At 37.3% G+C, this 26,734-nt stretch carries 25 protein-coding genes; 15 read left to right on the top strand and 10 right to left on the bottom strand.

The annotated features are described in order from the left end of the window. Window positions 1-417: 417 nt before the first annotated feature. Both bioB and CAO17_RS12710 read right to left on the bottom strand, forming a co-directional pair. Window positions 418-1,416, bottom strand: coding sequence for a biotin synthase BioB (bioB, locus tag CAO17_RS12715; protein WP_085993118.1), 999 nt, complete (start codon window positions 1,414-1,416; stop codon window positions 418-420). A 16-nt stretch (window positions 1,417-1,432) separates the two neighbouring features. Further along, entirely contained in the window at window positions 1,433-1,999 is a 567-nt protein-coding gene (locus tag CAO17_RS12710; protein WP_085993117.1) for a biotin transporter BioY, read from the bottom strand. A 215-nt stretch (window positions 2,000-2,214) separates the two neighbouring features. Between CAO17_RS12710 and CAO17_RS12705 the strand changes: the two genes are divergently transcribed. From CAO17_RS12705 to CAO17_RS12660, 10 genes are all read left to right on the top strand, one after another. Then, the gene (locus CAO17_RS12705; protein ID WP_085993116.1) at window positions 2,215-2,952 is read left to right on the top strand and encodes a phosphoadenylyl-sulfate reductase; all 738 of its coding nucleotides are present in this window, start codon (window positions 2,215-2,217) and stop codon (window positions 2,950-2,952) included. Between the two features lie 202 nt (window positions 2,953-3,154). Continuing rightward, the gene (locus CAO17_RS12700; protein ID WP_085993115.1) at window positions 3,155-4,987 is read left to right on the top strand and encodes an assimilatory sulfite reductase (NADPH) flavoprotein subunit; all 1,833 of its coding nucleotides are present in this window, start codon (window positions 3,155-3,157) and stop codon (window positions 4,985-4,987) included. 26 nt (window positions 4,988-5,013) lie between these two features. Then, window positions 5,014-6,726, top strand: a complete 1,713-nt coding sequence (cysI, locus tag CAO17_RS12695) for an assimilatory sulfite reductase (NADPH) hemoprotein subunit (protein WP_085993114.1) — start codon at window positions 5,014-5,016, stop codon at window positions 6,724-6,726. A gap of 18 nt (window positions 6,727-6,744) precedes the next feature. Continuing rightward, window positions 6,745-7,521 (top strand): uroporphyrinogen-III C-methyltransferase, encoded by a 777-nt coding sequence (cobA, locus tag CAO17_RS12690; protein WP_085993113.1) that lies wholly within the window; start codon window positions 6,745-6,747, stop codon window positions 7,519-7,521. Window positions 7,522-7,535: 14 nt separating this feature from the next. Beyond that, the gene (locus tag CAO17_RS12685) at window positions 7,536-8,279 is read left to right on the top strand and encodes a sirohydrochlorin chelatase (protein WP_085993112.1); all 744 of its coding nucleotides are present in this window, start codon (window positions 7,536-7,538) and stop codon (window positions 8,277-8,279) included. A gap of 32 nt (window positions 8,280-8,311) precedes the next feature. Continuing rightward, window positions 8,312-8,926, top strand: coding sequence for an NAD(P)-binding protein (locus CAO17_RS12680; protein WP_085993111.1), 615 nt, complete (start codon window positions 8,312-8,314; stop codon window positions 8,924-8,926). A gap of 36 nt (window positions 8,927-8,962) precedes the next feature. After that, window positions 8,963-9,865: a sulfite exporter TauE/SafE family protein gene (locus tag CAO17_RS12675; protein WP_085993110.1), complete on the top strand. Its 903-nt coding sequence runs from the start codon at window positions 8,963-8,965 to the stop codon at window positions 9,863-9,865. A 14-nt stretch (window positions 9,866-9,879) separates the two neighbouring features. Then, window positions 9,880-11,061 (top strand): sulfate adenylyltransferase, encoded by a 1,182-nt coding sequence (gene sat, locus CAO17_RS12670; protein ID WP_085993109.1) that lies wholly within the window; start codon window positions 9,880-9,882, stop codon window positions 11,059-11,061. A 24-nt stretch (window positions 11,062-11,085) separates the two neighbouring features. Continuing rightward, on the top strand, window positions 11,086-11,691 hold the full coding sequence (gene cysC, locus CAO17_RS12665) for an adenylyl-sulfate kinase (protein ID WP_085993108.1): 606 nt from the start codon (window positions 11,086-11,088) through the stop codon (window positions 11,689-11,691). A gap of 275 nt (window positions 11,692-11,966) precedes the next feature. Continuing rightward, window positions 11,967-12,974, top strand: coding sequence for an AEC family transporter (locus tag CAO17_RS12660; protein ID WP_245831839.1), 1,008 nt, complete (start codon window positions 11,967-11,969; stop codon window positions 12,972-12,974). A gap of 140 nt (window positions 12,975-13,114) precedes the next feature. On the opposite strand, the gene CAO17_RS12655 is transcribed toward CAO17_RS12660, so the two are convergent. The 3 genes from CAO17_RS12655 to uvsE (CAO17_RS12645) form a co-directional block, all read right to left on the bottom strand. Next, complete coding sequence (locus CAO17_RS12655; RefSeq protein ID WP_085993106.1) at window positions 13,115-13,543, bottom strand: ferritin-like domain-containing protein; 429 nt, start codon at window positions 13,541-13,543, stop codon at window positions 13,115-13,117. Between the two features lie 91 nt (window positions 13,544-13,634). After that, window positions 13,635-14,600, bottom strand: a complete 966-nt coding sequence (uvsE, locus tag CAO17_RS12650; protein ID WP_085993105.1) for a UV DNA damage repair endonuclease UvsE — start codon at window positions 14,598-14,600, stop codon at window positions 13,635-13,637. A gap of 24 nt (window positions 14,601-14,624) precedes the next feature. Then, the gene (uvsE, locus tag CAO17_RS12645; protein ID WP_085993104.1) at window positions 14,625-15,578 is read right to left on the bottom strand and encodes a UV DNA damage repair endonuclease UvsE; all 954 of its coding nucleotides are present in this window, start codon (window positions 15,576-15,578) and stop codon (window positions 14,625-14,627) included. A 230-nt stretch (window positions 15,579-15,808) separates the two neighbouring features. On the opposite strand from uvsE (CAO17_RS12645), the gene CAO17_RS12640 reads away from it, so the two are divergent. From CAO17_RS12640 to CAO17_RS12630, 3 genes are read left to right on the top strand one after another with little or no spacing between them, the layout of a single operon-like run. Continuing rightward, the gene (locus tag CAO17_RS12640; RefSeq protein ID WP_085993103.1) at window positions 15,809-16,594 is read left to right on the top strand and encodes an ABC transporter ATP-binding protein; all 786 of its coding nucleotides are present in this window, start codon (window positions 15,809-15,811) and stop codon (window positions 16,592-16,594) included. Between the two features lie 13 nt (window positions 16,595-16,607). Beyond that, window positions 16,608-17,561: an ABC transporter substrate-binding protein gene (locus tag CAO17_RS12635; protein WP_085993102.1), complete on the top strand. Its 954-nt coding sequence runs from the start codon at window positions 16,608-16,610 to the stop codon at window positions 17,559-17,561. Window positions 17,562-17,565: 4 nt separating this feature from the next. Continuing rightward, window positions 17,566-18,333, top strand: coding sequence for an ABC transporter permease (locus CAO17_RS12630; protein WP_085993101.1), 768 nt, complete (start codon window positions 17,566-17,568; stop codon window positions 18,331-18,333). 377 nt (window positions 18,334-18,710) lie between these two features. Here CAO17_RS12630 and CAO17_RS12625 read toward each other — a convergent pair whose 3' ends face one another. After that, window positions 18,711-19,139, bottom strand: coding sequence for a winged helix-turn-helix transcriptional regulator (locus CAO17_RS12625; RefSeq protein ID WP_085993100.1), 429 nt, complete (start codon window positions 19,137-19,139; stop codon window positions 18,711-18,713). Between the two features lie 176 nt (window positions 19,140-19,315). Between CAO17_RS12625 and CAO17_RS12620 the strand changes: the two genes are divergently transcribed. Beyond that, the gene (locus CAO17_RS12620) at window positions 19,316-19,846 is read left to right on the top strand and encodes a DUF4242 domain-containing protein (RefSeq protein ID WP_085993099.1); all 531 of its coding nucleotides are present in this window, start codon (window positions 19,316-19,318) and stop codon (window positions 19,844-19,846) included. Window positions 19,847-19,888: 42 nt separating this feature from the next. Beyond that, a complete protein-coding gene (locus tag CAO17_RS12615; protein ID WP_245831838.1) occupies window positions 19,889-20,995 on the top strand; it encodes an acyl-CoA dehydrogenase family protein in 1,107 nt (368 codons plus the stop codon). Window positions 20,996-21,225: 230 nt separating this feature from the next. Here the strand turns inward: CAO17_RS12615 and CAO17_RS12610 are convergent, their stop codons facing one another. The 4 genes from CAO17_RS12610 to CAO17_RS12595 all read right to left on the bottom strand — a co-directional run bounded on the left by CAO17_RS12610 (window position 21,226) and on the right by CAO17_RS12595 (window position 26,456). Continuing rightward, window positions 21,226-22,611 (bottom strand): Asp-tRNA(Asn)/Glu-tRNA(Gln) amidotransferase GatCAB subunit A, encoded by a 1,386-nt coding sequence (locus tag CAO17_RS12610; RefSeq protein WP_085993098.1) that lies wholly within the window; start codon window positions 22,609-22,611, stop codon window positions 21,226-21,228. Continuing rightward, complete coding sequence (locus CAO17_RS12605; protein WP_085993097.1) at window positions 22,599-22,793, bottom strand: hypothetical protein; 195 nt, start codon at window positions 22,791-22,793, stop codon at window positions 22,599-22,601. Before CAO17_RS12605 ends, CAO17_RS12610 begins: the two co-directional genes overlap by 13 nt. Window positions 22,794-22,875: 82 nt before the next feature. Then, on the bottom strand, window positions 22,876-24,933 hold the full coding sequence (locus CAO17_RS12600) for a catalase (RefSeq protein WP_085993096.1): 2,058 nt from the start codon (window positions 24,931-24,933) through the stop codon (window positions 22,876-22,878). A gap of 302 nt (window positions 24,934-25,235) precedes the next feature. Then, window positions 25,236-26,456 carry a dicarboxylate/amino acid:cation symporter gene (locus CAO17_RS12595; RefSeq protein ID WP_085993095.1) on the bottom strand — a complete coding sequence of 407 codons (1,221 nt, stop codon included), beginning with the start codon at window positions 26,454-26,456 and terminating at the stop codon, window positions 25,236-25,238. Window positions 26,457-26,734 lie beyond the last annotated feature (278 nt).

Here is a 26,734-nt window from a genome sequence, read left to right as displayed (position 1 = left end):
TAAGATGGATGAACACAAAAATGATTATGCTTATAGTGAAGTTTGGATTCCTGTCCGGAAGAAATAAAGTCAAACAGTGGGGATTTTCTTTCTTCCCACACCTAAAAGAATTTGTCTTTCCTCCATTTTTGAGGTGGGGTATACTTGCCCCTTAACCCGCGATAAAAATCAAGTACATCATGTATTCGGCGGATTTTTTAAAATGGAACTGAATGATGAATTATGATAAGAGAACTATCAATGGAGCGGTAGGAGTGGGATATAGGTGATTTCGATTTTTAGTACCGTCTAAGCCCAAAGCTCCCTTTGAATCCGACTAAAAATTCATGGACCAAGAATAGTTCACATATGGCCTACCGCTTACCAATTATTTTGATTGATAAAATCATTAAAAATATATGGATAGGTCCTTCCTACTTATATTTGATTTTCAGGTACGTTTACATATTCAATTTCAAAACCTAAATCTTCTATCATTTTGTGATCTATTGTACTTTCCTGACCTTCTGTTGTTAAATAATCACCAATAAAGATAGAATTAGCTGGGTATAACCCAAGGGCTTGAAGACTTCGGAGATTTACCTCTCTTCCACCAGAAATGCGAATTTCTTTTGTTGGGTTGATAAAACGAAAAAGGGCCAATACTTTCAAACAGTAACGTGGGTCAAGTTCATCTGTTCCTTCTAAAGGTGTCCCATCAATTGCATGCAGAAAGTTTACCGGAATAGAATCTGCGTCAAGCACTTTTAGACTCCGTGCCATGTCGATCACATCTTCCTTCGTTTCTTTCATTCCAACAATGACGCCTGAGCAAGGGGAAATTCCGGCTTGTTTCGCTATATTTACTGTTGACACTCTATCATCATACGTATGGGATGTGGTTATATTAGGGTGGTGTGCTTTGGATGTATTTAAATTGTGATTGTACCGATCCACACCAGCATCTTTTAGTTTTTCGGCCTGTTCTGGTTTTAAAATTCCCATACAAGCACATACTGTCAAGTCATATTTTTGCTTTATTTCCTTTACCGCAGATGTGACAGTGTCTACTTCTCTGTTACTAGGGCCTCTGCCACTTGCCACAATACAGTATGTACCAGCATTTAAATGATTAGCTCGCTCGGCACCCTTCAGTATATTTTCCTTATTCACAAAAGTATATTTTTGGACAGGAGCACTAGAAACGGATGACTGTGCACAATATCCACAATTTTCTGGGCAAAGACCAGACTTGGCATTAATAATCATATTTAGTTTTACTTTATTTCCATAATAATGGCTTCTAATTTTGAAAGCCCCCTGCAGTAATAGAAGTAATTCATCATCCGGACAGTTTAAAATGGAAAGACCCTCTTCATCCGTAATTTCTTCTCCTGAGATAACACGATCTGCTAGATTAGACCAGTTCAATAACATTTTATTTTCTCCTTTCTTAAGCAATAGATTTATTCGTTTTGTAAACCTTTCCTCGTATGCGATAAGCTAACCCACTAGCTAGTACCGAAAAGAGTATGTCTTTGGGTAATGGTGCTACCATCCAAAGCCATGCCATTCCATAACTAAATCCTTCTGGTGCTCCAAACCATAATAAATAAGCAAAGTACATCCAGTTTGTTCCAAAAACATAGTTGATTGCCATTCCTATTAGGGACGCGACAACAAACATCGATTTAGTAGAATTCATTTCTATTATCTTTCCAACAACATAGGCAACCAAAATATTAGATAAGATAAAACCAAATGTTGGGCTTAAAATTGATGCAAGTCCACCTGAAAACTGGGAGAAAACAGGTGCTCCCGCTAGTCCAACCAATGCATATACTGTCATGGAGATGGCGCCTAATCTACTTCCTAAAATTAGCCCTGATAAAATACTAAAAAAGGTTGTTAGTGTAATTGGCACCCCACCAATCATAATAAAAGAAGTTATATTTGCCCCAATCGCCATTAAAGCTGCAAATAAAGCAGCTAATGTAATATCAAATGAGCTTAACTTCATTTGGTAAACCTCTCTTTCTTTTTTTATTTTCTTAAAACATTATATTTTACGACAAAAATATTGTCAACCCATAATATTATAGGTTGACAAATAATGAGTAATTGAGACCATTTTCAGAAAAGTATGTTGACGAATAGTGATTATACGGATAAAATATCCATTAACAGATTTTAAGTATTCATCATATAAAATAAAAAAGGAGGGATGTAATTTATATGACAAACGAATTATTGACGTATGATAATTTTAAAAGGGATCCTTTTAAGAACTTGGATCCAACTGGTGAGGAGACAAAAGGAGCTAGGAAAATTCTTGAGTGGGCTTATGACACTTATGGAGATTCCATTCTGTATTCCTGTAGTTTTGGAGCAGAGGCAATGGTACTTATTGACTTAATTTCAAGCGTAAAAAAGGATGCAAAGATTGTGTTTCTTGATACAGATCTTCATTTTCAAGAAACATATAATCTGATTGATGAAGTAAAGGAAAAGTATCCAGACCTTCAAATTGAATTAAAGAAACCTGATTTGACGCTTGAAGAACAAGGAAAACAGTTTGGTTCAGCACTATGGAAGCGTGAACCGAATCAATGCTGTTATATTCGTAAAATAAAGCCACTTGAAGATGCATTGTCAGGTGTTACAGCGTGGATTTCCGGTTTACGAAGAGCGCAGGGTGGTAGTCGCCGTAATACAGACTTTATTAATAAAGATGAACGATTTAAATCCATTAAAGTATGTCCTCTTATACATTGGACTTGGGACGATGTTTGGAATTATATTCAGAAAAATGATTTACCTTATAATCCGTTACATGATCAAAATTACCCAAGTATTGGATGTATTCCATGTACTTCCCAAGTTGCCGAATCAGGGGATTCACGTGAAGGTAGATGGGCTGGTTTCAACAAAACGGAATGTGGACTTCATACGGTGGATGAAAGCTCTAATTAATTGATGAGTGCATAAATTTATAGATAGAAAATATTTTTTTAACCCAATACCCGAGTAAACATATGTGAATAAAATGTTATGAATCATTCATATTAATTCACTATTCATTTTTTGAATTAAATCCTAGTAAGAAGGTGTGTCTACTTGTTATTAGTGTTCGATAACATTTTCCTACAATAAAAAATCAGTGTGGTGATTAACTTTGCAGTTAACAGTGACAAATAGTCCATTTAGTAAAGAACAATCGGAAAACTTAAATCAGATTCTACCTTCATTATCGGTAGAACAAAGAATATGGCTTAGTGGTTATTTATCGGCAACACAAAATCTAGAAGTCTTACAAAATGGTGGAACAACACCAGTGCAAATAAAAGAAACGTTAACGAGCAGTCAGAACCAATCAAAAACCAGAGAAATTACGATTCTTTTTGGGTCAGAAACAGGAAATGCACAAAGCTTAGCTGAAGAAATGGAAAACAAATTAGAAGAGAGACAGTTTAAGGTAAAGGCTTCTGTTATGGATGATTTTAAACCAAAAGAACTAAAGAAAGTAGAAGACTTGTTCATTATTACAGCAACCCATGGGGAGGGAGACCCTCCAGAGAATGCCGTATCCTTCTATGAATTTCTTCACAGTAGAAAGGCACCTAAGTTAAATGGGGTTCGTTTCTCCGTCCTATCTTTGGGAGATCAATCTTACGAGTTTTTCTGCCAAAGTGGGAAAGACTTCGATAAAAGATTAGAGGAATTAGGTGGGGAGAGAATCCATGATAGGGTTGATTGTGATTTAGATTTTGATGAACCTGCAGGAGAATGGATGGAAGGTGTATTCAACAAATTAGCTGAATCAGGGGAAAATCAGGCGAAACTTGCTAGTAGTGAAGCAGCTGGATCTATTGCCACTGAACAGCCTGTGTATTCAAGGACCAATCCTTATATGGCTGAGGTTTTAGAAAACATCAAGTTGAATGGACGGGGATCAATTAAAGAAACAAGACATATTGAATTATCTTTAGAGGGGTCTAATCTTCAATTTGAACCAGGAGATAGCTTAGGGATATATCCATTAAATGACACCTCTTTAGTTGACAAAATAATAGATAAGTTAAATTGGAATCCAGATGAAACCGTACCAGTTAATAAACAAGGAGAAATTCGTTCGATACGAGAAGCACTCATTTCACATTTTGAGATTACGCGATTAACCAAACCGTTGGTAAGTAAGATTGCTGAAATTTTCCGAAATGATGGGTTAAAACATTTCATCGATAATGAGGATGCACTTAAGAAATATATGGATGGAAGGGATTTACTAGATTTGATTCATGATTTTCCACCAAACGAGCTACAACCAAGTGATCTCGTTCAAGTTCTTAGAAAAATTCCCGCACGAGAATATTCGATTGCCAGTAGCTATCAGGCAAATCCTGATGAGGTTCATCTTACCGTTGGTGCGGTTAGGTATCACGCGCATGGTCGGGATAGAAATGGTGTATGTTCGGTTCAACTTGCTGAGCGGTCTAAACCAGGTGAGTTAGTGCCTGTCTATGTTCATCGTAATCCTAATTTCAAATTTCCTTTTGACGAGGATACGCCAGTTATTTTAATCGGCCCAGGGACAGGTGTCGCCCCGTTTAGGTCTTTCTTAGAGGAGCGCGAAGAATTAGAAATAAAGGGGAAAACATGGTTGTTTTTTGGTGAACAACATTTCACAACCGACTTCCTTTATCAAGTGGATTGGCAGAATTGGCTGAAAGAGGGTGTACTAACCCGTATGGATGTTGCCTTTTCTCGTGATTCTAAAGAAAAAGTGTATGTTCAGCACCGTATTTTGGAGAAGAGTAAAGACTTTTATCAATGGCTGAAAGAAGGAGCAAGAGTTTATGTATGCGGTGATGAGAAACATATGGCAAAGGATGTACATTCAAGCCTTCTGACTGTTCTAAAAGAAGAAGGTAACATGAGCCAAGAGGAAGCGGAAAATTATTTAAATCAAATGAAAAAAGAAAAACGGTATCAGCGTGATGTTTACTAAATTCGATTAGAAAGGGGTTTTTCAGAGTGGCAGATAGTAAAAACGTAGAGAAACAATTAGATGAACTAGAACATCTCAAAGAGAAAAGTAACTATTTGCGCGGGACCATCAAGGAAGGATTGCAAGATCCAATTACTGGGGCAATATCGGCTGAAGATACGAAACTACTAAAATTCCATGGCAGTTATCAACAAGATGACAGGGATATAAGGGATGAACGACGCAGACAAAAATTGGAACCAGCATACCAGTTTATGATACGTGTCCGCGCTCCAGGTGGGGTAACAACACCAGAGCAATGGCTCGTTTTAGATGATCTTGCTGAAAAGTATGCAGATGGTACGGTGAAATTAACAACAAGACAGTCCTTTCAATATCATGGTGTGCTGAAGAGGAATCTTAAAACAACAATGAAAGAAATTAATGATACATTACTCAGTACACTTGCTGCCTGCGGGGATGTAAACAGAAATGTTATGTGTAATCCAAATCCATATCAATCAGAGGTTCATCGTGAAGTATATTATTTGGCAGGGAAAATGAGTGACCATTTTTCTCCTAGGACAGGTGCATACCATGAAATTTGGCTTGATAAGGAAAAAATTGTAGACACAAGTAATAATCCAGAAGAAGTGGAGCCTATTTACGGTAAAACCTATTTACCTCGTAAATTTAAAATAGGGATCGCTGTTCCACCTTCCAATGATATTGACGTATTTTCACAGGATATTGGTTTGATTGCCATATTGGAAGATGGAGAACTTACTGGCTTTAATGTGTCCGTTGGTGGTGGTATGGGAATGACCCATGGCAATTCAAAAACATATCCACAGATAGGTAGAGTCATTGGATTTACGCCAAAAGAAAATGCATTAGATGTAGCTGAAAAAATTATTACCATTCAACGGGATCATGGCAACCGCTCTGATCGTAAAAATGCGAGGTTCAAATATACCGTAGATAGAATGGGATTAGATTGGATAAAAGAAGAGCTTAATAGAAGGTTAGGATGGAAACTTGAGGAATCTCGCCCCTATCAATTTGAACATAATGGTGACCGATATGGCTGGGTAGAAGGTGATGGCAAATGGCATTATACATTGTTTATTCAAAATGGTCGAGTGAAAGATACAGAAGATTATCAGCTTAAAACCGCTTTACGGGAAATAGCAAAGATTCACACAGGAGATTTACGTTTGACTCCCAATCAGAATTTAATTATCGCAAATGTAACCCATGAGAAAAAGAATGAAATTCAAGATTTATTGGATAGGTATGGGATTGCAGAGGGAAAACATTATTCTGGTCTCAGGAGAAATTCCATGGCCTGTGTCGCACTTCCCACTTGTGGATTGGCTATGGCAGAATCCGAACGTTATCTTCCATCTTTAGTAACGAAAATAGAGGATATTCTTGAGGAAGCAGGATTAAGCGAAGAAGAAATCGTTATTCGTATGTCAGGCTGTCCGAATGGCTGTTCAAGACCAGGTTTAGCTGAAATAGCTTTCATTGGAAAAGCACCAGGAAAATATAACATGTACTTAGGTGGAGGATTTGCTGGAGAGAGACTAAATAAACTGTACCTTGAAAATATAGGTGAAGAAGAAATATTAGAAAGTTTACGTCCTATCCTATTTCAATATAAAGAGGAACGAAAAGAAGGGGAACATTTCGGAGATTTTGTCATTCGTGCCGGTTATGTTGCGGAGGTTCATTCGGGATTGGATTTTCACAGTTAATAGAGAAGAGGGTGAAAAATGGGGAAAGTATATTTGGTTGGTGCCGGCCCGGGAGATCCAGATCTAATTACAGTAAAGGGACTTAAAACAATCCAGCAGTCCGATGTTATCATTTATGATCGTTTAGTTAATGAGGAATTAATGAATCATGCTCCTAAAAACGCTAGGCTGGTATATTGTGGAAAAAGTCCAGATTATCATGTTTTGAAACAGGAGGAAATTAACAATCTTCTCTGTAAATACGCGAAGGATGGTTGTATAGTAACGAGGTTAAAGGGTGGTGATCCATTTATCTTTGGAAGAGGTGGGGAAGAGGCGGAAGTTCTCGCAAGGAATGGAATTCCTTTTGAAGTAGTTCCGGGGATAACGGCTGGTTCTGCAGCACCTGCTTATGCGGGAATTCCATTGACACATCGCAATTACAGTTCTTCCGTTGCCTTTGTTACAGGAGTTAAGCCAAAGGGATATCATGCGATTGATTACTGGAGACATCTAGCCCTTGGACCAGAAACACTTTGCATTTATATGGGGGTACGAAATCTACCGCATATATGTGAAATATTGATAAATCACGGTCGTTCCCCATTAACACCTGTTGCCTTAGTCCACTGTGGAACTACAGAAGAACAGCAAACAGTTACAGGAACTTTAGAAGATATTTCCCAAAAGGCGAGGGGAATAAGTAATCCAGCAATGATTGTTATCGGGGAAGTGGTTCGCCTTAGAGAGGAAATGAAATGGTTTGAAGAAATGGCTAATCACCATGAATTTCAAACACCTGCAGTTTCTGGCTAGAAAGGAAGAGGTGGATGAAAGGTATTTTATATGTCAGTCATGGAAGCAGAATTCCAGAAGCATGTCAGGAAGCAGTTGATTTTTTAAGTTTGGTGAAGACGCAAGTAGAAGTGGAGCTTCAGGAAATATGTTTTCTGGAATTGGCTGAACCAAATGTGGAACAAGGGATGGAAAGGCTCATTAAATTGGGAGCAACGGAAATTGCTATTGTTCCAGTCTTACTTTTAAGTGCTGGACATTATTTTCAAGATATTCCTGAAGAAATACAGCAACTAAAAGATAAATATCCAAACATACACTTTTCGTATGGAAGGCCATTAGGGGTGCAAGAACGTTTAATTCATATCTTAAAAGAAAGAATTGAAGAAAAAAATATACCCGTCGATCAAGCTGCAAAAGTATTAGTAGTAGGAAGAGGGAGCTCTAATCCTCAGACAAAGGTAGATGTTGAATGGATTGGGAAAAAACTCCAAGAAGTAACCGGATTTAAACATGTTAATGTATGCTATTTGGCAGCGTGTACCCCCTTGTTTGAAGAATCCTTGAAGCAAGCCTTAGATCAAGGACATTCAAAAGTATTTGTGGTCCCATATCTATGGTTTACAGGCTATCTAATGCGTTTCATCGAGAGGAAAATAAATGATTTAGATAGAGAGGATAAAGTGGTGCTCTGTCATCACCTTGGTGACCATCCGGTAATGCAACAGGCACTAAAAGACAGAGTCTATGAATCTTTTAAGCCTGCTTACCAATTTTAATCATCAGTACATTGAAAAGGATGGTAAGGAAGATGGTACTTACACCATTAATGATAAATTTAGCGGATAAACAGGTTGTGATAATTGGCGGAGGCTCCGTAGCAGAACGGCGTGTTTTGTCTCTAAAGGAAAGTGGGGCTGTCATTACGCTCGTTAGTCCAGAGATAACGGATAGGCTACACTCCTTGAGGAAACGAGGGCTGTTAAGGTGGAAGCAAAAACATTTTCAGTCTAAAGACATCCATCAAGCATTTCTTGTTATTGCTGCAACCAATGATCCAGAAGTCAATCAGTCTATTAAAAACAATGTTCCACAAGAAACATTGTTGAACATTGTTGATGATGGGGAAAAGGGAGATACGGAATTTCCAGGTACATTCAGGCAGGGAAGACTAACTATCAGTGTATCGACAGGTGGAGCTAGTCCAATTCTTACTTCGAAAATAAGAAAAAATCTGGAATCGATGTATGGTCATTCATACGGGAATTATGTGGACTTTTTATATGTATGTAGAAAGTTAATCAAGCAATCTACTTTAGAAAAAAGTGAAAAGAAAGCCCTTTTAAATGATTTACTATCGAAGGATTTCTTAAACATCGAAAAACAGAGGGACACTTTAGAATTTCTAAGAGAAAATCTAGATTAATTAATCACTTATAGTTTACAAAGAAGGGAGCCCGTCATGCAAAAACTACTCATCTTCACACTCGTTGGCTTTTTTGCACAACTAATTGATGGTTCACTAGGAATGGCATTTGGTGCAACCTCATCTTCTTTATTGCTTATGTTTGGCGTGGCTCCTGCTGTTGTTTCTGCAACCATCCACATCTCAGAAGTTGCTACAACTGCAGCTTCGGGTGTGTCGCATTGGAAGTTTGGAAATGTTGATAAGTCACTAATGGTGCGTTTGGCTATTCCGGGGGCTATTACAGCATTTATCGGTGCAGCTTTGTTAAGTAATATCCATGGGGAAATGATTAAACCATTTATTTCAATATTTCTTTTGGCAATGGGGATTTATATTCTTTATCGATTTCTATTTAAAATGGATGTCAATCAGCAAGGGGGCAGGCAAAAAATATCCAGCGTGTTTCTCTTGCCACTAGCTGCCATTTCAGGATTTTTAGATTCCATTGGTGGGGGTGGATGGGGACCAATTAACACTCCACTTTTATTATCGAAAAAGGGAATCAATCCTCGTGTTGTTATCGGAACGGTATCGACAAGTGAATTTGCAATTACGTTATCAGCATCAATCGGTTTTTTACTTTTTCTAGGGTGGGAAGCGATTAATTGGTTATGGGTTGGTGCTTTTGCATTAGGTGGTGTTTTTGCTGCTCCAATTGCAGCTTGGTTGGTTAAAGTTCTCCCATTACATCTTTTAGGAGCTATTGTCGGCGGCTTAATCATTCTGACCAATACAAATATTCTACTTCAATATTTTGTTAGTAATGAGACCATGACACACATTGTTTTTTTCTGTTTATTTATAGGATGGATTTCACTGATTATTTATGCAAAATATCGAAACGGTAAACATGGAGAAGAACGTAAAGAACAGGAAGTTAGTTTAATGGAAAAATGAATAAGGAGGAATTCATGGTGACATTAACAAGAGATAGGAATATAACAACAATTTTGCCACATGGTGGGGAACTTATACAAAGGGAATTGGCTGGTGAACAGAAAAAAGCGTGGATTGAAAAAGCTTCTACTTTAAAGGCATTAACTTTAAATGCTTGGAGTATATCAGATTTAGAACTAATTGCAATCGGTGCGTTTAGTCCACTTACGGGTTTTATGGGAAGAGAAGATTACCATCGTGTAGTAGAAGAAATGCGCTTGTCTAATGGATTGGTATGGAGTATACCAATTACCTTACCGGTATCAGAAAATGAAGCGGAAGAACTTGAAATCGGTTCATCCGTTGCCCTTTATGGTGAGGACAATCAATTATATGGTGTGCTTGAATTACAAGAAAAATTTGAATATGACAAAGAAAAAGAGGCGAAACTTGTCTATGGTACAACCGATGAAGCACATCCAGGTGTGAAAAGAGTTTATGAAAAGGGTAATGTGTATTTAGCTGGACCTATTTATCTATTAAATCGTCCGAATCATGATGATTTTAAGGAATTTTATTTAGATCCAACGGAAACAAGAAAAATGTTTGCTGATTTAGGATGGAAAACAGTTGTTGGTTTTCAAACAAGAAACCCTGTTCATCGAGCACATGAATATATTCAAAAATCTGCACTAGAGTCTGTAGATGGGTTACTATTAAATCCATTAGTCGGTGAGACTAAGGCCGATGATATTCCAGCAGATGTTCGGATGGAAAGTTATCAAGTTATTTTGAAAAACTATTATCCTAAGGATCGCGCAAGACTAGTTATTTATCCTGCAGCGATGCGGTATGCTGGTCCAAGAGAAGCAATTCTCCATGCGACCGTTCGGAAAAATTATGGTTGCACACATTTTATTGTAGGACGCGATCATGCCGGGGTTGGTGACTATTATGGAACGTATGAGGCACAAGAGTTGATTTCAGAATATGAACAAGAATTAGGTATTCAAATATTCAAATTTGAGCATGCTTTCTACTGCCAGAAATGTGAGAACATGGCAACAGCAAAAACGTGCCCACATGATAAGTCATCTCATGTTCATTTAAGTGGAACAAAAGTGAGAGAAAAGCTTCGAAATGGGGAACAATTACCAAAACAGTTTTCCCGTCCAGAAGTGGCAGAAGTACTTATTAAAGGGATGCAGGAAGTATAATCCATTATTAGAAGGAGAGATAGTATGAGCAAATCAACTAATGTGGTTTGGCATGATTCTGCTGTAACAAAAGAAGAGAGGCAAAAGCGGAATAACCATAAGAGTGCTGTCATCTGGTTTACAGGACTTTCCGGATCAGGTAAGTCTACGATTTCAGTGGCTCTGGAGAAAGCATTGTATGATAGGAATATTCAAACCTATCGATTAGATGGCGATAATGTCCGTCATGGTTTAAATAGTAATTTGGGGTTTAGTCCAGATGATCGGAAAGAGAATATAAGGCGTATAGGGGAAGTTGCCAAACTGATGGTGGATGCAGGAATGATTACATTAACCGCCTTCATTTCACCATATAGGGAAGATCGTGATAATGTTAGGGGTATTTTGGAGGAGAAGGAATTTATTGAAGTGCATGTAAATTGTAGTCTAGAAGCTTGTGAATCACGCGATCCAAAAGGGTTATACAAAAAGGCGCGTGCTGGTGAAATCAAAGCGTTTACAGGAGTCGATGCCCCATATGAAGAACCATCAAGTCCAGAAGTCGTGATTAATACGGAGGAATTATCCGTAGAGGAGTCGGTCAAGGCTATTCTCTCTTATTTAAGGGATAATGATTATATCAATGAGTAATTATTTAATTTTCGGGATTAGATGTACTAACAGCTATGAATCTATATTTAAATATAGGTTCATAGCTGTTTTGCTAGTATGGTAAACCCATGGATAACTAGGTATAAAATCCTGTCTTATGAACTGACAAAATAGTTCTATCGGTTGATGCAGGGATAGTCCCAAGTGTTGAAAATGAGTATTATTTGAATTTCCTGAATGGATAAAGAAAAACATGAATCCACCAATAATAATTAATTTACAAAGGGAACGGAAAGAAGCATTTCTTTTCCCAGGTGGACCTTGCAATTATGGAGTTAACCATCTGCCTAACTGTTTCATACAGTAAAGCGGAGGGGATAAAAGTGGAGTCTCTAAGCGCATTTATGCAGGAAATGCTCGTACTGTATGGAATTGCTATCTTAGGTTTTGTGGTAAGGAAAATGGGTGTTTTAAATGAGAAAGCAAACGATGTTTTAACCCAATTAATTTTATATATTACGTTGCCTGCCCTTATTTTATATTCTCTGGATATAACTTTTTCCATTACATTACTAAGAGAATTTATGTGGTTTATTATGATGTCCGTGTACATTCTAGGTATTTCTTGTTTTTTGGCATACTGGATGAGAAAAAGGTCGAAACTTCCAGAGCAACAGAAAAGTGTATATGAGGGCCTGATTATTTTTGGTAATCAAGGATTTATCGGTTATGCCATCAGTTATATTCTTTTAGGGGAACAAGGAATCGTTTATTTAACGATTTTCAACTTATGCTACTTAATCCTTATTTGGACATATGGAATATATCTATTTAGTAGAAATAAGAAAACAATCGACTGGAAAAATATCTTTTTAAACCCCGGCATTCTATCCACATTGATAGGTTTGGTTATATTTTTTTTGCCGATAGGATGGCCTGTTGTTATATCTGATGGGCTTGAAAGTGTGGGGAAAATGACGATACCCCTTTCCATGATGTTGATAGGAATCCTGATTGCAAACGTGAAATATAACAACTTCATTTCATTAATAAAAAGCATCTATATATGGAAATCATCGTTAACTAGGCTTATTATTATTCCTGTTATTTTATTTCCTTTTGCGGCCTTGTCTGTACCATTTTCAGTGCTGCTCATAGCCGTTTTAGTTTCCGGTATGCCTTCAGCACCAACTATTTCCCTTTATGCGCAGAGATATGGAGGGGACTCTTATTTTGCATCTATTGGAGTACTCTTAACAACCTTGTTATGTATTATCACTATCCCTGTTCTTTACACGATTGTTTATTATTTGAGTAATTAAAAAGGCTATCTTCTAAGAGATAGCGTTATTCTTCTATTGGGAATAAAAAGCTATAAGGTATTATAGAAAACAGCCTTACAAAAGGGAAGGAGGATAGCTATTCTTCCCTCGGCAGTGATGTGGGTTGAAGACTGATGCTACTAATGTAATAAGTCATTCAATTGGTGAATATGCTCCATGTCTTCATCTAAATTCTCTGCAACCAATTGTTTGCTTTCACCATCTAAATCGCCTCTAACAATTTCTTCTGTCATTTTCATTCCCATCTCTTGTCCTTTAATAGCATTCCTTAAGATATCCTCTGTTGTATCAGGAACCCCTTTTAGCTTTAACATTCCTTCTCTTATGGAAAGTATTGTTCCATTATCATCAACAGCTTTCCCACCAAGGTTTTGAATTCTCTCTGCTATTTTGGCAGCATGTTCTTTGTGTTCGCGCTGAATGCGTTGAAGTACTGTTTTAATGTCTGGATCTGTAGCATGTTGAATGTAGTGTTCATAGGAATGAATTCCCATAAACTCCCCCTTTAAATAAGCGTTTAGTTCTTTTATAACATCTTCGTTATTCAATCTGACTTCCTCCTAATATTTGAGTTCGATTATCTTTTTCCTTGTAATGCATATCATCATTAGAATCGTCCCGATGATTCATTTCTATGATTCACTTTAAATAAAAAGAAGATTCGTCCATTATCTCAATGTCTTTCCTTGTTTGAATTTCTTTCATTAATGTGAAAAGAGCTTCATCCTTTCTTTTGGCCTCAATCATACAGTCAATTTGAGGTATACTACCTTTTATTTCTTTTAGAAAATCAAAAAACATATCACAGTCTACATAATCTGCATGATGCCGATATGCCTTTTGACTTTTGGGGCTTGATATATGCATCTTAATTGGTAAATCAGAATGCCTCCATGTTTGTACAATCCGATCCCAATGGACTTCCCAATTCGGATTTTGATGATAGGCAAGATGATGATGGTAATCAAATACAAGCGGGATATCTAGCTTTTCACATAAGTAAAGTGTATCTCCTAATGTGAATGAAGTATCATCATTTTCAAGCATGATCATTTTTTGAATAGCTCGTGGGACATACATCCAATTTTCGATAAACCGTTCCAGTGATTTTTCTGTTTCTTTATAATTCCCACCAACATGTATGACACAGCGGTGGGTTGGGTCAATCCCCATTGATTTTAATAGTAAATAATGCATTTTTAGGGTGCTTATGGAATTTTTCAAAACATGCTTCTTTGTTGAGTTAATGAGAACAAAATGATCCGGATGAAAGTCCATTCTAATTCTCTGGCTTTTGGCGAATTTCCCAAGCTCTCGAAGTGCTTCCTTTAATGGTTTTATATAATTCCAATCAGGAAGTTCTTCGTGATTGGCCAAAGGAATAAGACGAGAAGATAATCGATAGAAATGAATGCTAGAAGCTGCATTATGCCTTAAAGTTCTAAGCGTATTGTGTAAATTTTGAAGTGCGATTCGTTCTAATTTCCGTATCGCTGCTTCACGGTCATCGATTTTTTGGAATTGCGTATAAGTCATTGTTTTGGAGGGGGAAGCATTTTTAAGTTCCATACTCATTGCAACATAACCTAGACGTACCAGCGTCATTCTATACCACCTCTTGTTTTCTGTTTACCATTCCACAGTTGAACTTGATATTCGTTTTACGCCTCGGATGGAAGCTACTTCCTCTACAAGTTTGTGCATCGCTAGATTCTTTTGTTTGGCTTCGATCATAACATCAAGATCTTGATTAAGTTCCTTAATCATTTTGAAAAAAGGAAGAACAAATTCAAGAGAGACAAAATCAGCATGAGAACGATAGGCCTGCTCCGACTTAGGGGAGGATAGATGTACTTTAGGCACCATATTATATGCTTCCCATGTTTTAAAAATCCTTGGTAAATAATGAGAGAGTTCTTCCTTGGTTTTATTAGCTATATGATGGTGGTAGTCGAGGATCATCGGAATACCTTCCTTTTCACACGTAACTAGTGTTTCCTCGACGTTATATGTCTTGTCATCATTTTCAAGGGTCATTTGTTTTTTTATTTCCCCTGGTAATTGTTTTAAATTTTGGTGGAATCTTGTTAACGTCTTTACTTTATCTCCATAGGCTCCACCAATATGAATATTAATGATTCCTTTTTTGTGGGCATTCATTGCCTTCAGCATTTTGTAGTGGTATTCCATGTCTTTTACAGCATTCATCGTCACTTGTTCTTTTGGACTTGTAAAAAGTGTAAATTGATTAGGATGAAAACTCGGCCTCATTTTATGGATATGTAGTAATTGACCAAGTTCTTCCCATTCTTTTTTGAAGGGAGTAATGAAATCCCACATCACTTCCGGATGTGTAGCTAAGGGGACAAGTGAACTCGAAAAGCGATACAGTTTAATTTCATGTGCCATATTATAGTTCAAAATTCTTTTCGTATGATGTAAATTTTGCGCTGTAATGGATTGAAGTTGTTCTAATCGCTCTTGTTTTGGAAGATTGGAATATCGTTTAAATGTTATCGTTTTTGAAGGACTTGCATCCCATAATCCTAATGCATTTGCTACATAGCCAAAGCGAATTCTCATGTAAGTCTCCCCTTGATTTAATTCCTTGTATCACAATACCATTATGATTCGTGATTACGTGTTTCAATATGCAAACAAATGGAAACCTAATGCATTATTGTTCTAGAAATTATTAACTATTGGTCGTAGAGAATTTGTCATATTAGGTTGATTTTTTTAACTAAGTATAATAATATAACATACAATAAACCAACTAAACTCATTGGAATTAAATGAAATGGGGGGAGCCTATGAACAATAATTCGTTTATTCAAGTAAAAAATATAACGAAGCGTTTTAAGAATAATGGAAAATCAGAGCTTGTGCTTGAGAATATTGATATAGACATTAAAAAAAGTGATACCATTGCGATTTTGGGGCAAAGCGGATGCGGGAAAAGTACACTGCTTAATATTATAGGTGGATTCGAGCCTGCAAATGAGGGGAAAGTAATTCTAAATGGAGAGGAGGTTACCAAACCGAGCAGAAAAAGCGTGATGTTGTTTCAAAATTATGGATTACTACCATGGCGATCTGTTTTGAAAAACGTGGAGTTAGGCCTAGAAAATAGTAATCTATCACCTAGGGAGCGACGAAAACAATCTTTGGAATATATAAAACTCGTAGGACTAGAGGATAAAATAAATCGATTCCCTCGCCAACTATCGGGGGGGATGCAGCAACGAGTGGCCATTGCTCGAGCGTTAGCCATTGAACCGGATCTACTTTTGATGGATGAACCATTTGGGGCGCTGGATACATTTAACCGCTATTACTTACAAGATGAGTTACTAAATATCCAACAAAAGGCGAATACAACCATTATCATAGTTACGCATGATGTAGATGAGGCTATTTATTTGGCTGATCGAATCATAGTAATGGGAAAAGATCCTGGCCACATTCAACGAGAGATTCCAATTAAGAATTATAAGCCAAGGGATAGGAGTGGAGATGACTTTCAATATTATCGAAAGCTTATATTAAACGAGTTCCAGATTAATGGGGCTACACCACCAATGGAATTTAATATTTAAAGGGGTCTAAAAGATGAAGAAGTCTTTTTGGTTATTATATCTTAGTATTACACTGGTTGTGCTAGGTGCTTGTACCAATTCAACAAATGGAAGTAGTGAGGGAAAACCGACGATTAAAATTGGATATTTGCCAATTACACATGCGGTACCTTTATATATTCAAGCTGAAATGCTAAATGACAGGGATGCTAATTACCAATTGGAATTGGTCAAATTCCCTTCTTGGGTCGACTTAATGGATGCCCTAAATACAGGTAGAATTGATGGTGCATCCACATTAGTAACCGTAGCTATGAAATCAAAGGAACTAGGAATTGACTTGAAAGCGGTAGCACTTGGGCATCGTGATGGAAATGCGCTGGTAGTTTCCAATGATATTCAACATGTCAGTGACTTGAAAGGAGAAAAGTTTGCCATTCCTCATAAGTTTTCTGTCCATAATATTTTGCTTTTTGAAATGTTAAAAAGAGAAGGAATGGAGTATGAGGATGTAACTCCCATTGAAATGAGTCCAGCAGAAATGCCAGCAGCACTTGCTACAGATCGAATTGCAGGTTATGTCGTGGCCGAACCCTTTGGTGCTCAGTCTATCATCATGGGAAACGGGCATGTATTGCACCAATCTGAAGAGCTTTGGGAAGATTCGGTGGACTGTGCGCTAGTCTTACGTGAAGATTTTATAGGAGAGAATAAGGAATTAGTCCAAAGCTTTGTGGATGGTTATGTTGATGCAGGAAGAGTGGCAGAAACAAAAAATGAGGGTGTACACCATATTTCATCTGATTACATGGAAGTTGATGAAGAAGTATTAGATCTATCCTTAAAATGGATTTCATATGATAACTTGCGACTTAATAAAGATGCATATGTGAAGTTAAGTGATTATTTAATTGAAATGGAATTAATTGGAAATCCACCAGCATATGAAGATTTTGTTGATAATTCATTTATAGAAAAAGCGAGGTGATGATATGAAGGCATTAATGAAAACGAAGAATATGTTAATAGGTGCAATTATTATTTTAGTAATTTGGCAATTTATTATTATAGTAACAGATATTGAGGAAGCGCTCTTGCCAACACCATTAATGGTTTTTCAAGCGACTGTTTCTATGATTATTAATGGAACGTTATTGGAACATTTTAGCGTGAGTATGGGCCGATTTATGATTGGCTATGTAACGGCGGCTATATCAGCTATTTTACTTGGACTGTTCTTGGGTCGGATGCAGAAGGTATGGGGTATTGTTGATCCAATCGTTCAGGTATTAAGACCAGTAGCCCCAATAGCTTGGGCACCGTTTATCGTTCTTTGGTTCGGAATTGGAAATGCACCTGCTATTGTTATTATTTTTATTGCGTCCTTTTTTCCCATCCTACTATCTACCGTTGCAGGTGTTAAGAAGGTGGATTCTACTTATTTAAAATTAGCAAGTAATTTGGAAATTAAACAACCACAGCTTATGTCAAAGATTATTTTTCCAGCAGCATTTCCGGCTATAGCTAATGGACTTCATATCGGAATAGGTACTGCCTGGATTTTCCTAGTATCGGGGGAAATGGTTGGTGCCCAATCAGGATTAGGTTATTTAATAGTTGATGCTAGAAATTTAATGCGGCTAGATCTTGTATTAGCGGGTATTATTTTTATCGGAATATGCGGTTTACTTCTTGATAAGAGTATTCGTTTATTGGAAAGATGGTTGGAAATACAGTGGGGAATGACTTCGAATGACTAAAAATAAGAGGTGGGACATAACCAACGTATTCAAGTCGAATGATGAACAAAGTACTATTTAGTGGAGAAACATATGTAGAATTCTTGAAATTGCATTGGATTTTCCCACGAATACGTTTCACTAAAGAAGCGCTCTTCTCCAGCGGGATGATAGGCCTAAGTGAGATACCGTAGTGCGACTCGAGGAACAAAGGCTAAGAACGCTAAGTCCTGGGACTACGGTTATTCGCTCCACCGACCCCCTTTTCGTGGCAACGCCTTCGTGACCCACATCGCGTTGGCCTAAGCTAGTCATCAGTTAAGGTGCGAAATATCTCCAGGGGGATTTTCCGATTATGTTCGGTTTTGCGTTGAAAAACAAACCTTTGTCCGAGCCTTTCAATCTTTTAATTCGACAACAGTTGGATGATCAACCATTTCTTCACAATGGGGACAATAGTAAGATATCTCTACTTCATGATTGCACGTGTCATGAACAAGGGTCTTGTAACACGTTTCCAAATGTTTCTCTCCCCAAATAATAAAAGCGTTAAAGACGTCTTTTAAATCGTTGCCACTTTCAGTTAATGTATAGGCGTATCGAGGAGGATGATTTGAATATAGTGTAGTTGAAATTAATCCATTATCCTCCAGATATTTCAATCGTTCTGATAAAAGGTTGGAGGAAATGCCGTTTAAATTATTTTTAATATCGTTAAAACGGGTGTTCCCAATTAATATTTCATGAATAATTAACAATGTCCAGCGATCTCCAACAATATTCAAAGTTTGCGCAATATTACAAGGTAGGTTATAGGTTGGTTTCATTTTATGAACCTCCAATTATCTTTTTTAAAATTATAACATAATATAAATATTATAATATTAGGTTGATTTTTTGAAGTTAGTATAATAAAATAACTTTAAAGATAAATCATATTAAATTAATAGGAATTGTCCACTTTTGGTTTTAAGTTAATTAATTATGAAGGAGAGGAAAAAACATGAGTCTTTATTTAGTTGAGGCAGAATTTAATGGGGTAAATAATAGCAAGGAGCTTTTTGAAAATAAGGTTTCTGAATTAAAAGGAAATTTGGAGCCAAAAAATATCCATTTAATTGAAGTACAGGTTTCTAAAGATTTTTCTAGAACCTTTTTCATTTTCGAAGCAGAACAAAGTCATGTTTTAGAGGAAAACTTGAAAAATCAAGGAGTTTCCACTCAACTTGTCAAAGAGGTTAGACTAGTTGGAAAAGAGTTAGACGAAGTGAAGAAACAAGCAGATAATGTTAATTATTTGGTGGAATGGAATCTACCAGAAGATCTTACAATGGATGCTTATTTGGATAGAAAGAAAAAGAATTCCGTTCATTACGCAGAGGTACCGGAAGTTTCCTTCTCAAGAACGTATGTATGTGAGGATATGTCAAAATGCCTTTGCTTTTATGACGCACCAGATGAATCAGCAGTAAAACGTGCACGTGAAGCTGTGAAGACTCCAATCGATTCAATTACAGAAATCAATAATGATTAATAATTGACTCGAAAGCCTCCGTTGATTGGGAGGTTATTTCGTATGAGGCATTTTGCTGGAAACAAATGGGGGATGAAAATGATTATGGAACAAACTAGAACCGACCAATTGTTAGATTCCATTATAAAAGAAAATCTAAAACCGTTTGTGAAGAAAATCGATTTGGAATCCTATTATGCAAAGGATTACATTTCGAATCTTGGGGAGAAGGGACTTTTTAACTCTATTGATCATTCTTTTGTGGAAACGCTAGAAAGGGAAGCATTGACTGTTGAAAAGACCTCGGAATCTTGTATGACGACGGGATTTAACTTATGGTGCCATCTAGCTGCATTAACCTATTTACGACATACCAATAATGAATACCTTAGAAGTGAATTATTGACTAAGTTGGAAAAAGGAGAAATTCTTGGTGGTACCGGATTGTCTAACCCAATGAAGTATTTTTCGGGGTTAGAGCCACTTCATCTAAGGGCAGTTCGAACAGATGGAGGGTACGTGATAAACGGAAACTTAGGAGCAGTATCCAATTTACATGATGACCACTGGTTTGGTGTGATTGCATCTGTTGGTGGGGAACAGGAAATGATGGCCTTTGTACCGTGTTATGCGAAGGGATTAACATTGAAAGAACAAGTGAATTACATTGGTGTAAATGGAAGTGCCACCTATGCTTGTAAGTTTAAAGATGTTTTCGTTCCAGATTATTGGATAATTTCTTCCAATGCTAGAAGTTTTACAGATATGATACGTCCCATTTTTGTACTTTATCAAATTCCACTCGGTCTCGGGGTTATTTCAGCTTCAATTCAATCAATGAAAAAGGCGCCAAAAAAGCAGGGGGCTATTAATCGATTTCTAGACGTTCAACCAGAGTATATAGAAGAAAAGTATCACTCGTTGAAAGGAATGCTTATTTCCTTAATAGAAGGAAATGAACTGCAAAATCAATTGAAAGAATTGATACGACTTCGATTAGAAGTTGACTATTTAATAATGGAAGCGGTTCATGGTGACATGCTTCACTATGGCGGTGCGGCGTATCTTCAAAAAAGTCATCCATCTAGAAGACTAAGAGAATCTTATTTTCTATTAAACCTTACACCGACTGTAAAACACTTGAAAAAAATGTTAGTTGATTGGAAATAGGTTAAGATTATCATCTTATTTTTAAGAGACAAATAACTTGATTGTTATGGTATTGAAATCATAACTCAACCAATAGTTGGATGTAAAAAGCAGCTATGACCTGGATGTAACAGGTTCATAGCTGTTTTTTATTAGAAAGTCGCAAGGATTCGAGATATAATTCCAGAGGGTTTTTTGTCCCAATTATGTTCGAGATTTTGCGTTAGAAAATACTTTTTCCCAATATCCTCTTAAACACGAAAACGGTAGGGATTGATACGTTCCCATGCCCTTCCAACTTGAAGTAAAAGTTTTTCAGAAAGGTGATTTCCAATAAATTGCATGCCGACAGGAAGCCCTTGTGAACAGAAGCCCATTGGTACGGATAAGCTCGGTGTCCCTGTCAAATTAACGGGAACGGTAAATGGCAAGCAGCGTCTAATAACCTCTAAATTTTGTTCGACCCAATTCTGCGAGAATGCGGGAGTTGTGATAGGTATTGTCGGACCGAGCATAATGTCAACATTTTCAAAAGCATTATGAAACGCTTCTACTAGCTTTCTTCTGGCTTGTTGGGCTTTGACGTATTGTGGTGAATAGGATAATGCCCCGGAAAGAAGGAAAATGCGATTATCCGCTCCATAATCCGCTGCATAATCCTGTAGCCATTCATAATGAAAAGCGGATGCTTCTCCACCTACAACACTATAGCCTGAAAATGTGGACATCGATAATTCAGGAATCTTTATTTCTTTTATTTCAGCTCCTAAATCTTGTATGGTTGCTACGGCATTATGAAAGAGTTTTTCTACATCTGTTTCCAATCCCTTAAGATAGTGCTTAGGAATACCAATTTTTATTCCTTTTATTTCCTTATTTAAGTCCTCAGTGTAATTAGGAATTGGTATATGAAGGCTTGACGGATCATTTGCATCAAAACCTGCCATGACATTTAGCATAAGAGCTAGGTCTGATACGGAACGTGCCATTGGACCAGCGGAATCTAAGGACCAGGCTGACGGAAACATGCCATAAGTGCTGACAAGCCCATAGGTTGGCTTTAACCCGTAAATTCCACACATCGCGGCGGGTAAGCGAATGGATCCAAATGTATCAGAACCTGTAGCGAGCGTTGTAAGCCCAGCTGCTAGAGCAGCGCTACTCCCTCCACTTGAACCACCTGGCATATAATGAATGTTCCAAGGATTGCGTGTAGTACCAAAGATGAGATTGGTTCCTGTGGATCCGAGAGCAAATTCATGCATGTTTAGTTTTCCCAACATAATTCCACCTGCTCTTAGCAGTTTTTTCGCTGCGGTAGCAGTTATGTTAGGAATAAAATTTTTGAATAGTTTTGAGCCATCTGTCGTTCGGATGCCTTTTGTATAATAATTGTCTTTGATACCGATTGGGATTCCGTGTAGAGGTCCTTTATAGTGGCCGTGCATAATGTCGGTTTCAGCTTCTCTTGCTTGTTTAAGGGCTAGTTCGTGAAGAGGGGTGATATATGAATGGATGGTTGGATCGATAGTATCGATTCGGTTTAGCAAATGTTTTGTCAATTCTACAGGAGATAGTTGTCTTGACTTTATTAAAGGTGAAAGTTCAGTTGCGGTTAAAAGGCCTATTTCTGGCATAGCATCAACCTCTTATCAATGATTGTAATTGGCACTGTATTATTTAGATAAGGAAACGCTTTTAGGGATTCTTGCGCTTTATTTACCGTAACAAGTATGTTTTGAATATGCTGGAGGTCGGTTTCATGAAAGGGTAGATTTTGGGAGGATAAAGATTGCTTTATGAAATTTTTATTATACATTTCATTTCCCTCCTTTTTATATGAATGAGTAGGGAAATAATGCTTACGTTATCTCCCCCCCGTATGGAAGCTAAAAACAAAATTATGTTCTATTCCAGAAGCGTTGTTGTGCTATGGCAGAGACAAAATCCCCTCCGAAGTTTGGATTATTTGTAGCAAAAACGACACCAGCTAAATTATTTTTTTGAGATGATTGAATAAAAGACTGTCCAGTAGAGGAAACACCAATTGGTTTATATTGCTTATAAGCTTTACTAACGAAGTTCATGATATTTTGCTGAAAATACGCCTCATTTTTGGAATTTCCACCAACAACATAAATGGCATCAAACAGATAAGGACTTGCTGTAAGAAAAGTTTCATTCACTTTTAGTGTTGAACCATCAGAACCTGTAACCTTGCCGAGTGTATCACTAACAATGGTAACAAAAATCCCATTCTGTTTAAATAAATGAAGTACATTGGTTACCTCATTAGTATTAAAACCATCTCCAATTAGTACACCTACTTTTTGCGTAAATGCATATTTAGGGGTATTGGCCTGACTGAGGGAAGGATAGGCTGTAGATACAGGAACATGGGATCCTTTGGGACGTTCTACACCAATATTATCGGCGATGATGGACGCCATTTCCTTGTCAACGTTAACCAACAAATTAACGTTTTGTTGTCGGACAGACTCGCTTCTTACTTTTCCAAGTTGATAACTGAACCCTTCAATTGTATGTTGTTTCTCAACAGGTGTCATACTGTTCCAAAAAATCCTTGGTTGGGTAAAGAAATCATTAAATGATTCACTTCGACCACGGATGACGACTCCGTCCACTTTTTTTGGATAAGACTCATATCCTCCAGCTTCCGGTAGGGTTGTATATGGCGTGTTATTTGCTAGTGAATTTTGGTGATAGTTAACTTGATCCACATCAATTCGATATCTCATAGGGCCTCGGCGCTGGTTATTGTGAAATGGACAGATTGGTTTGTTAATTGGTAACTCCTGGAAGTTTGTGCCAATCCGATGTACTTGTGCATTATGGTAAGCAATTAATCTACCCTGCAATACGGGATCATTGGAAAAGTCAATTCCCGGAACGACATTCGCGGGATTAAATGCTACTTGTTCGGATTCCGTATGGTAGTTATCAATATTTCTATTTAAGGTCAATTTCCCGATAAGTTGAACAGGAATTAACTCTTCCGGCCAAAATTTCGCAGGGTCAAGAATATCAAAGTCGTATTTAAATTCATCCTCCAGTGAAATAAGCTGAACACCTAATTCATATTCAGGATAAGCGCCCTTGTCGATTGCTTCACGTAAATCCTTCCGGTGAAAGTCTGGGTCGATTCCGCCAAGTTTTATCGCTTCATCCTGAAGCAGGGAATGAACACCAAGGACTGGTTTCCAGACAAATCGAACAAAGGTTGCAACACCTGCATCGTTAACAAACAAATACGTATTAATAGACCACGATTCCATCATTCGGTAACTTCTCACGATGCCACGATCTGACATAACCCATTGCACCATATGAAGCGCTTCTGGATTATTGGCTATATAATCCCAAAAATGATCGTGTGCACCGGTTGCTGTTGGAATGTCATCATCCGACTTTGCTTGATACGCATGAATTACGTCCGGAAATTTCATAGGATCTTGGTTAATTAATACAGGCATCGCAATGGTTGTCAAATCGTAATTTCCTTCCTCCGTATAAAACTTAACCCCCTTACAACGTAAATCTCTTGCCGTATCATAAGACCCTCTAGGCCCTTGTACGGTAGAAAAGCGGCACGTTATTGGAGTCTTTTTCCCAGGATCCTGTAAAAAACCTGCTTTTGTCACATGCCTCATAGACTGATAGCATTCAAACTCTCCGTGGGCACTGTAACCTCTTGCATGAACCACTCTTTCTGGTTCCTCTTCCTGGACAAAGTGTGTCATTTTTTCGAAGTAATGCCAATCTTGATGTAAGGAAGGACCACGTTCTCCAGCCTTTAAAGTCTCTGAGTCGTTTGATATTTTTCTATCCTGATTGGTCGTCATTGGTTTACCGGTATTTTGTATACGATACCGATCTAATTGGTCTTGCTTTTTGTCTTGGTTATTAGGGTTTTGGTTTCTTGATGGTTTTTTATCCATGTTGATCACCCATCCTTATATTACTATTTTTCCACCTTTTAATTATATGTATGGTATTCGTTTTATGAATATTCATGAGACAGTTTGTTAGATAATGTGCTACTTAAACATTAACGTAAATGATACTGTCAGTGGATAGATGGTATCATAGGTGAATTATGATAGCGATTTTTATTGGGAGGAGAAGCGTAATAAAAAGAAATTACTGTGTAGAAATTTAGTCACTATTTACGGGTAAAATAAAATGAATAGCGTGATTTTATATTAGTTCGGGATTAATTAGTAAAGAGACGCGAGGGTATTTACCTTGCGTCTCTATTTTCTGTCTTATCAATAATCGACGTTCCAACTAAGTCTCCTGTAACATTTAGAGCTGTGCACCCCATTCCAATGAGGGCATCAATGGCAGTTAGTAAAGCAACTGCCTCCATAGGTAAACCTAACTGAACAAAAACAGTTGCAATCATAATGATACCTGCTCCGGGTACACCAGCAGTACCGATGGATGCCAACGTTCCTATTACTACGACTTGTAGCATTTCGGAAAAGCTTAATGGATCTCCGATGACATTTGCAGCAAATACAGCAGAAATGGCAATTCGAATCGCTGCTCCATCCATATTAATGGTAGCTCCTAAAGGTAGACTAAATCCATATAAACTCTTAGATAATCCTAAATCTTTGGCTGCATTTAGTGTCAGTGGTAATGTACCTGAACTACTTTGACTAACAAAAGCTGTAATAATTGGGGTACGGGCATGGGTGAAAAATCTGCCTGGCGAAACCTTAAATAAAATCATTAAAAGAATATATATAGCAACATGTACAAGCAAGGCTATATATAGTACTACAATCATGTTTCCTAAAGATGTTAAGGTGTCCATCCCTTGGTTTCCTACTGTTTCCGCAATAATAGCAAAAATTCCAATTGGTACATATTGAAGAACTACCTTCATAATAGCTAGAGTTGCCTCATTTAACCCTTCCACCACTTTATAGACATGCTCACCCAGCTCGCCAAATTCTTTAGATGATCGTAACCATGAGATGGCAATTCCGAATGAGAGTGCAGTGAAAATAATTCCTAGCAGATTTAGCTCACCGAACGCTGTGATAATATTATCTGGGACAATATTTAATAAGACACTGATGAATCCAGGATCATCAGGGACTTCGAATGCTTCGGCAGTATCAAGTGTCATCCCAGTTCCAGGATTAAAAATGCTAGCAACGATTAATCCTACTACTATAGCTAAGGCAGAGGTAAAAGTATAATACAGAAATACTTTTCCACCCATTTTTCCTAAATTACCTATTTTTGTTTGGTTAACGCCAACAATGAGTGTAAATAAAATGAGCGGAATAATTAGGAATTTAAGCAATCGCAGTAAAAGGTCTCCAAAAGGGGATAGGACCTCAGCATCTTGACCAAATAGGATTCCGGTAATTACACCCAAAATGAGCGCAATGGTAATTTTCATAATAAGAGATGCTTCTAAATATTTGTTCCATATTGCTTTCACTTCATTCACCTCCTTATATAGAACTTATACCCTTAATCCTATATCAATCAAATTTTAAGAGATAATCTGCATAGACAGTCGTAATAGTATTTTACCGATTGTTAAGAGAATTCATACCGTAATGTACTTTAATTTACTGTGAAACTGGAAGCATCGTGATGCAAAAACAACTCCCCTAAAAATTATAGTAATTACGTTTAGTAGAAGACCTTAAGTTAATTGACTAATATCAGCAGTCAGTTGTTATTACTTCTCTAGAGATATGACAGTCGAGTCCT

The organism is Oceanobacillus senegalensis (genome assembly GCF_900176885.1).
GTDB lineage: Bacteria > Bacillota > Bacilli > Bacillales > Amphibacillaceae > Oceanobacillus > Oceanobacillus senegalensis.
The sequence above is the reverse complement of the archived record's forward strand: the minus strand, read 5'-3'. Positions and strand labels throughout refer to the sequence as shown.

What these genes read in the sequence shown, in the direction of transcription:
- CAO17_RS12610 (WP_085993098.1), bottom strand. Translation starts at nt 22,611, where the DNA reads ATGCCAGAAATAGGCCTTTTAACCGCAACTGAACTTTCACCTTTAATA.
- CAO17_RS12605 (WP_085993097.1), bottom strand. Translation starts at nt 22,793, where the DNA reads ATGTATAATAAAAATTTCATAAAGCAATCTTTATCCTCCCAAAATCTA.
- CAO17_RS12710 (WP_085993117.1), bottom strand. Translation starts at nt 1,999, where the DNA reads ATGAAGTTAAGCTCATTTGATATTACATTAGCTGCTTTATTTGCAGCT.
- CAO17_RS12615 (WP_245831838.1), top strand. Translation starts at nt 19,889, where the DNA reads ATGAGGCATTTTGCTGGAAACAAATGGGGGATGAAAATGATTATGGAA.
- CAO17_RS12620 (WP_085993099.1), top strand. Translation starts at nt 19,316, where the DNA reads ATGAGTCTTTATTTAGTTGAGGCAGAATTTAATGGGGTAAATAATAGC.
- CAO17_RS12680 (WP_085993111.1), top strand. Translation starts at nt 8,312, where the DNA reads ATGGTACTTACACCATTAATGATAAATTTAGCGGATAAACAGGTTGTG.
- CAO17_RS12625 (WP_085993100.1), bottom strand. Translation starts at nt 19,139, where the DNA reads ATGAAACCAACCTATAACCTACCTTGTAATATTGCGCAAACTTTGAAT.
- CAO17_RS12630 (WP_085993101.1), top strand. Translation starts at nt 17,566, where the DNA reads ATGAAGGCATTAATGAAAACGAAGAATATGTTAATAGGTGCAATTATT.
- CAO17_RS12705 (WP_085993116.1), top strand. Translation starts at nt 2,215, where the DNA reads ATGACAAACGAATTATTGACGTATGATAATTTTAAAAGGGATCCTTTT.
- cobA (WP_085993113.1), top strand. Translation starts at nt 6,745, where the DNA reads ATGGGGAAAGTATATTTGGTTGGTGCCGGCCCGGGAGATCCAGATCTA.
- sat (WP_085993109.1), top strand. Translation starts at nt 9,880, where the DNA reads ATGGTGACATTAACAAGAGATAGGAATATAACAACAATTTTGCCACAT.
- bioB (WP_085993118.1), bottom strand. Translation starts at nt 1,416, where the DNA reads ATGTTATTGAACTGGTCTAATCTAGCAGATCGTGTTATCTCAGGAGAA.
- cysC (WP_085993108.1), top strand. Translation starts at nt 11,086, where the DNA reads ATGAGCAAATCAACTAATGTGGTTTGGCATGATTCTGCTGTAACAAAA.
- CAO17_RS12635 (WP_085993102.1), top strand. Translation starts at nt 16,608, where the DNA reads ATGAAGAAGTCTTTTTGGTTATTATATCTTAGTATTACACTGGTTGTG.
- CAO17_RS12600 (WP_085993096.1), bottom strand. Translation starts at nt 24,933, where the DNA reads ATGGATAAAAAACCATCAAGAAACCAAAACCCTAATAACCAAGACAAA.
- CAO17_RS12685 (WP_085993112.1), top strand. Translation starts at nt 7,536, where the DNA reads ATGAAAGGTATTTTATATGTCAGTCATGGAAGCAGAATTCCAGAAGCA.
- CAO17_RS12640 (WP_085993103.1), top strand. Translation starts at nt 15,809, where the DNA reads ATGAACAATAATTCGTTTATTCAAGTAAAAAATATAACGAAGCGTTTT.
- CAO17_RS12675 (WP_085993110.1), top strand. Translation starts at nt 8,963, where the DNA reads ATGCAAAAACTACTCATCTTCACACTCGTTGGCTTTTTTGCACAACTA.
- uvsE (WP_085993104.1), bottom strand. Translation starts at nt 15,578, where the DNA reads ATGAGAATTCGCTTTGGCTATGTAGCAAATGCATTAGGATTATGGGAT.
- uvsE (WP_085993105.1), bottom strand. Translation starts at nt 14,600, where the DNA reads ATGACGCTGGTACGTCTAGGTTATGTTGCAATGAGTATGGAACTTAAA.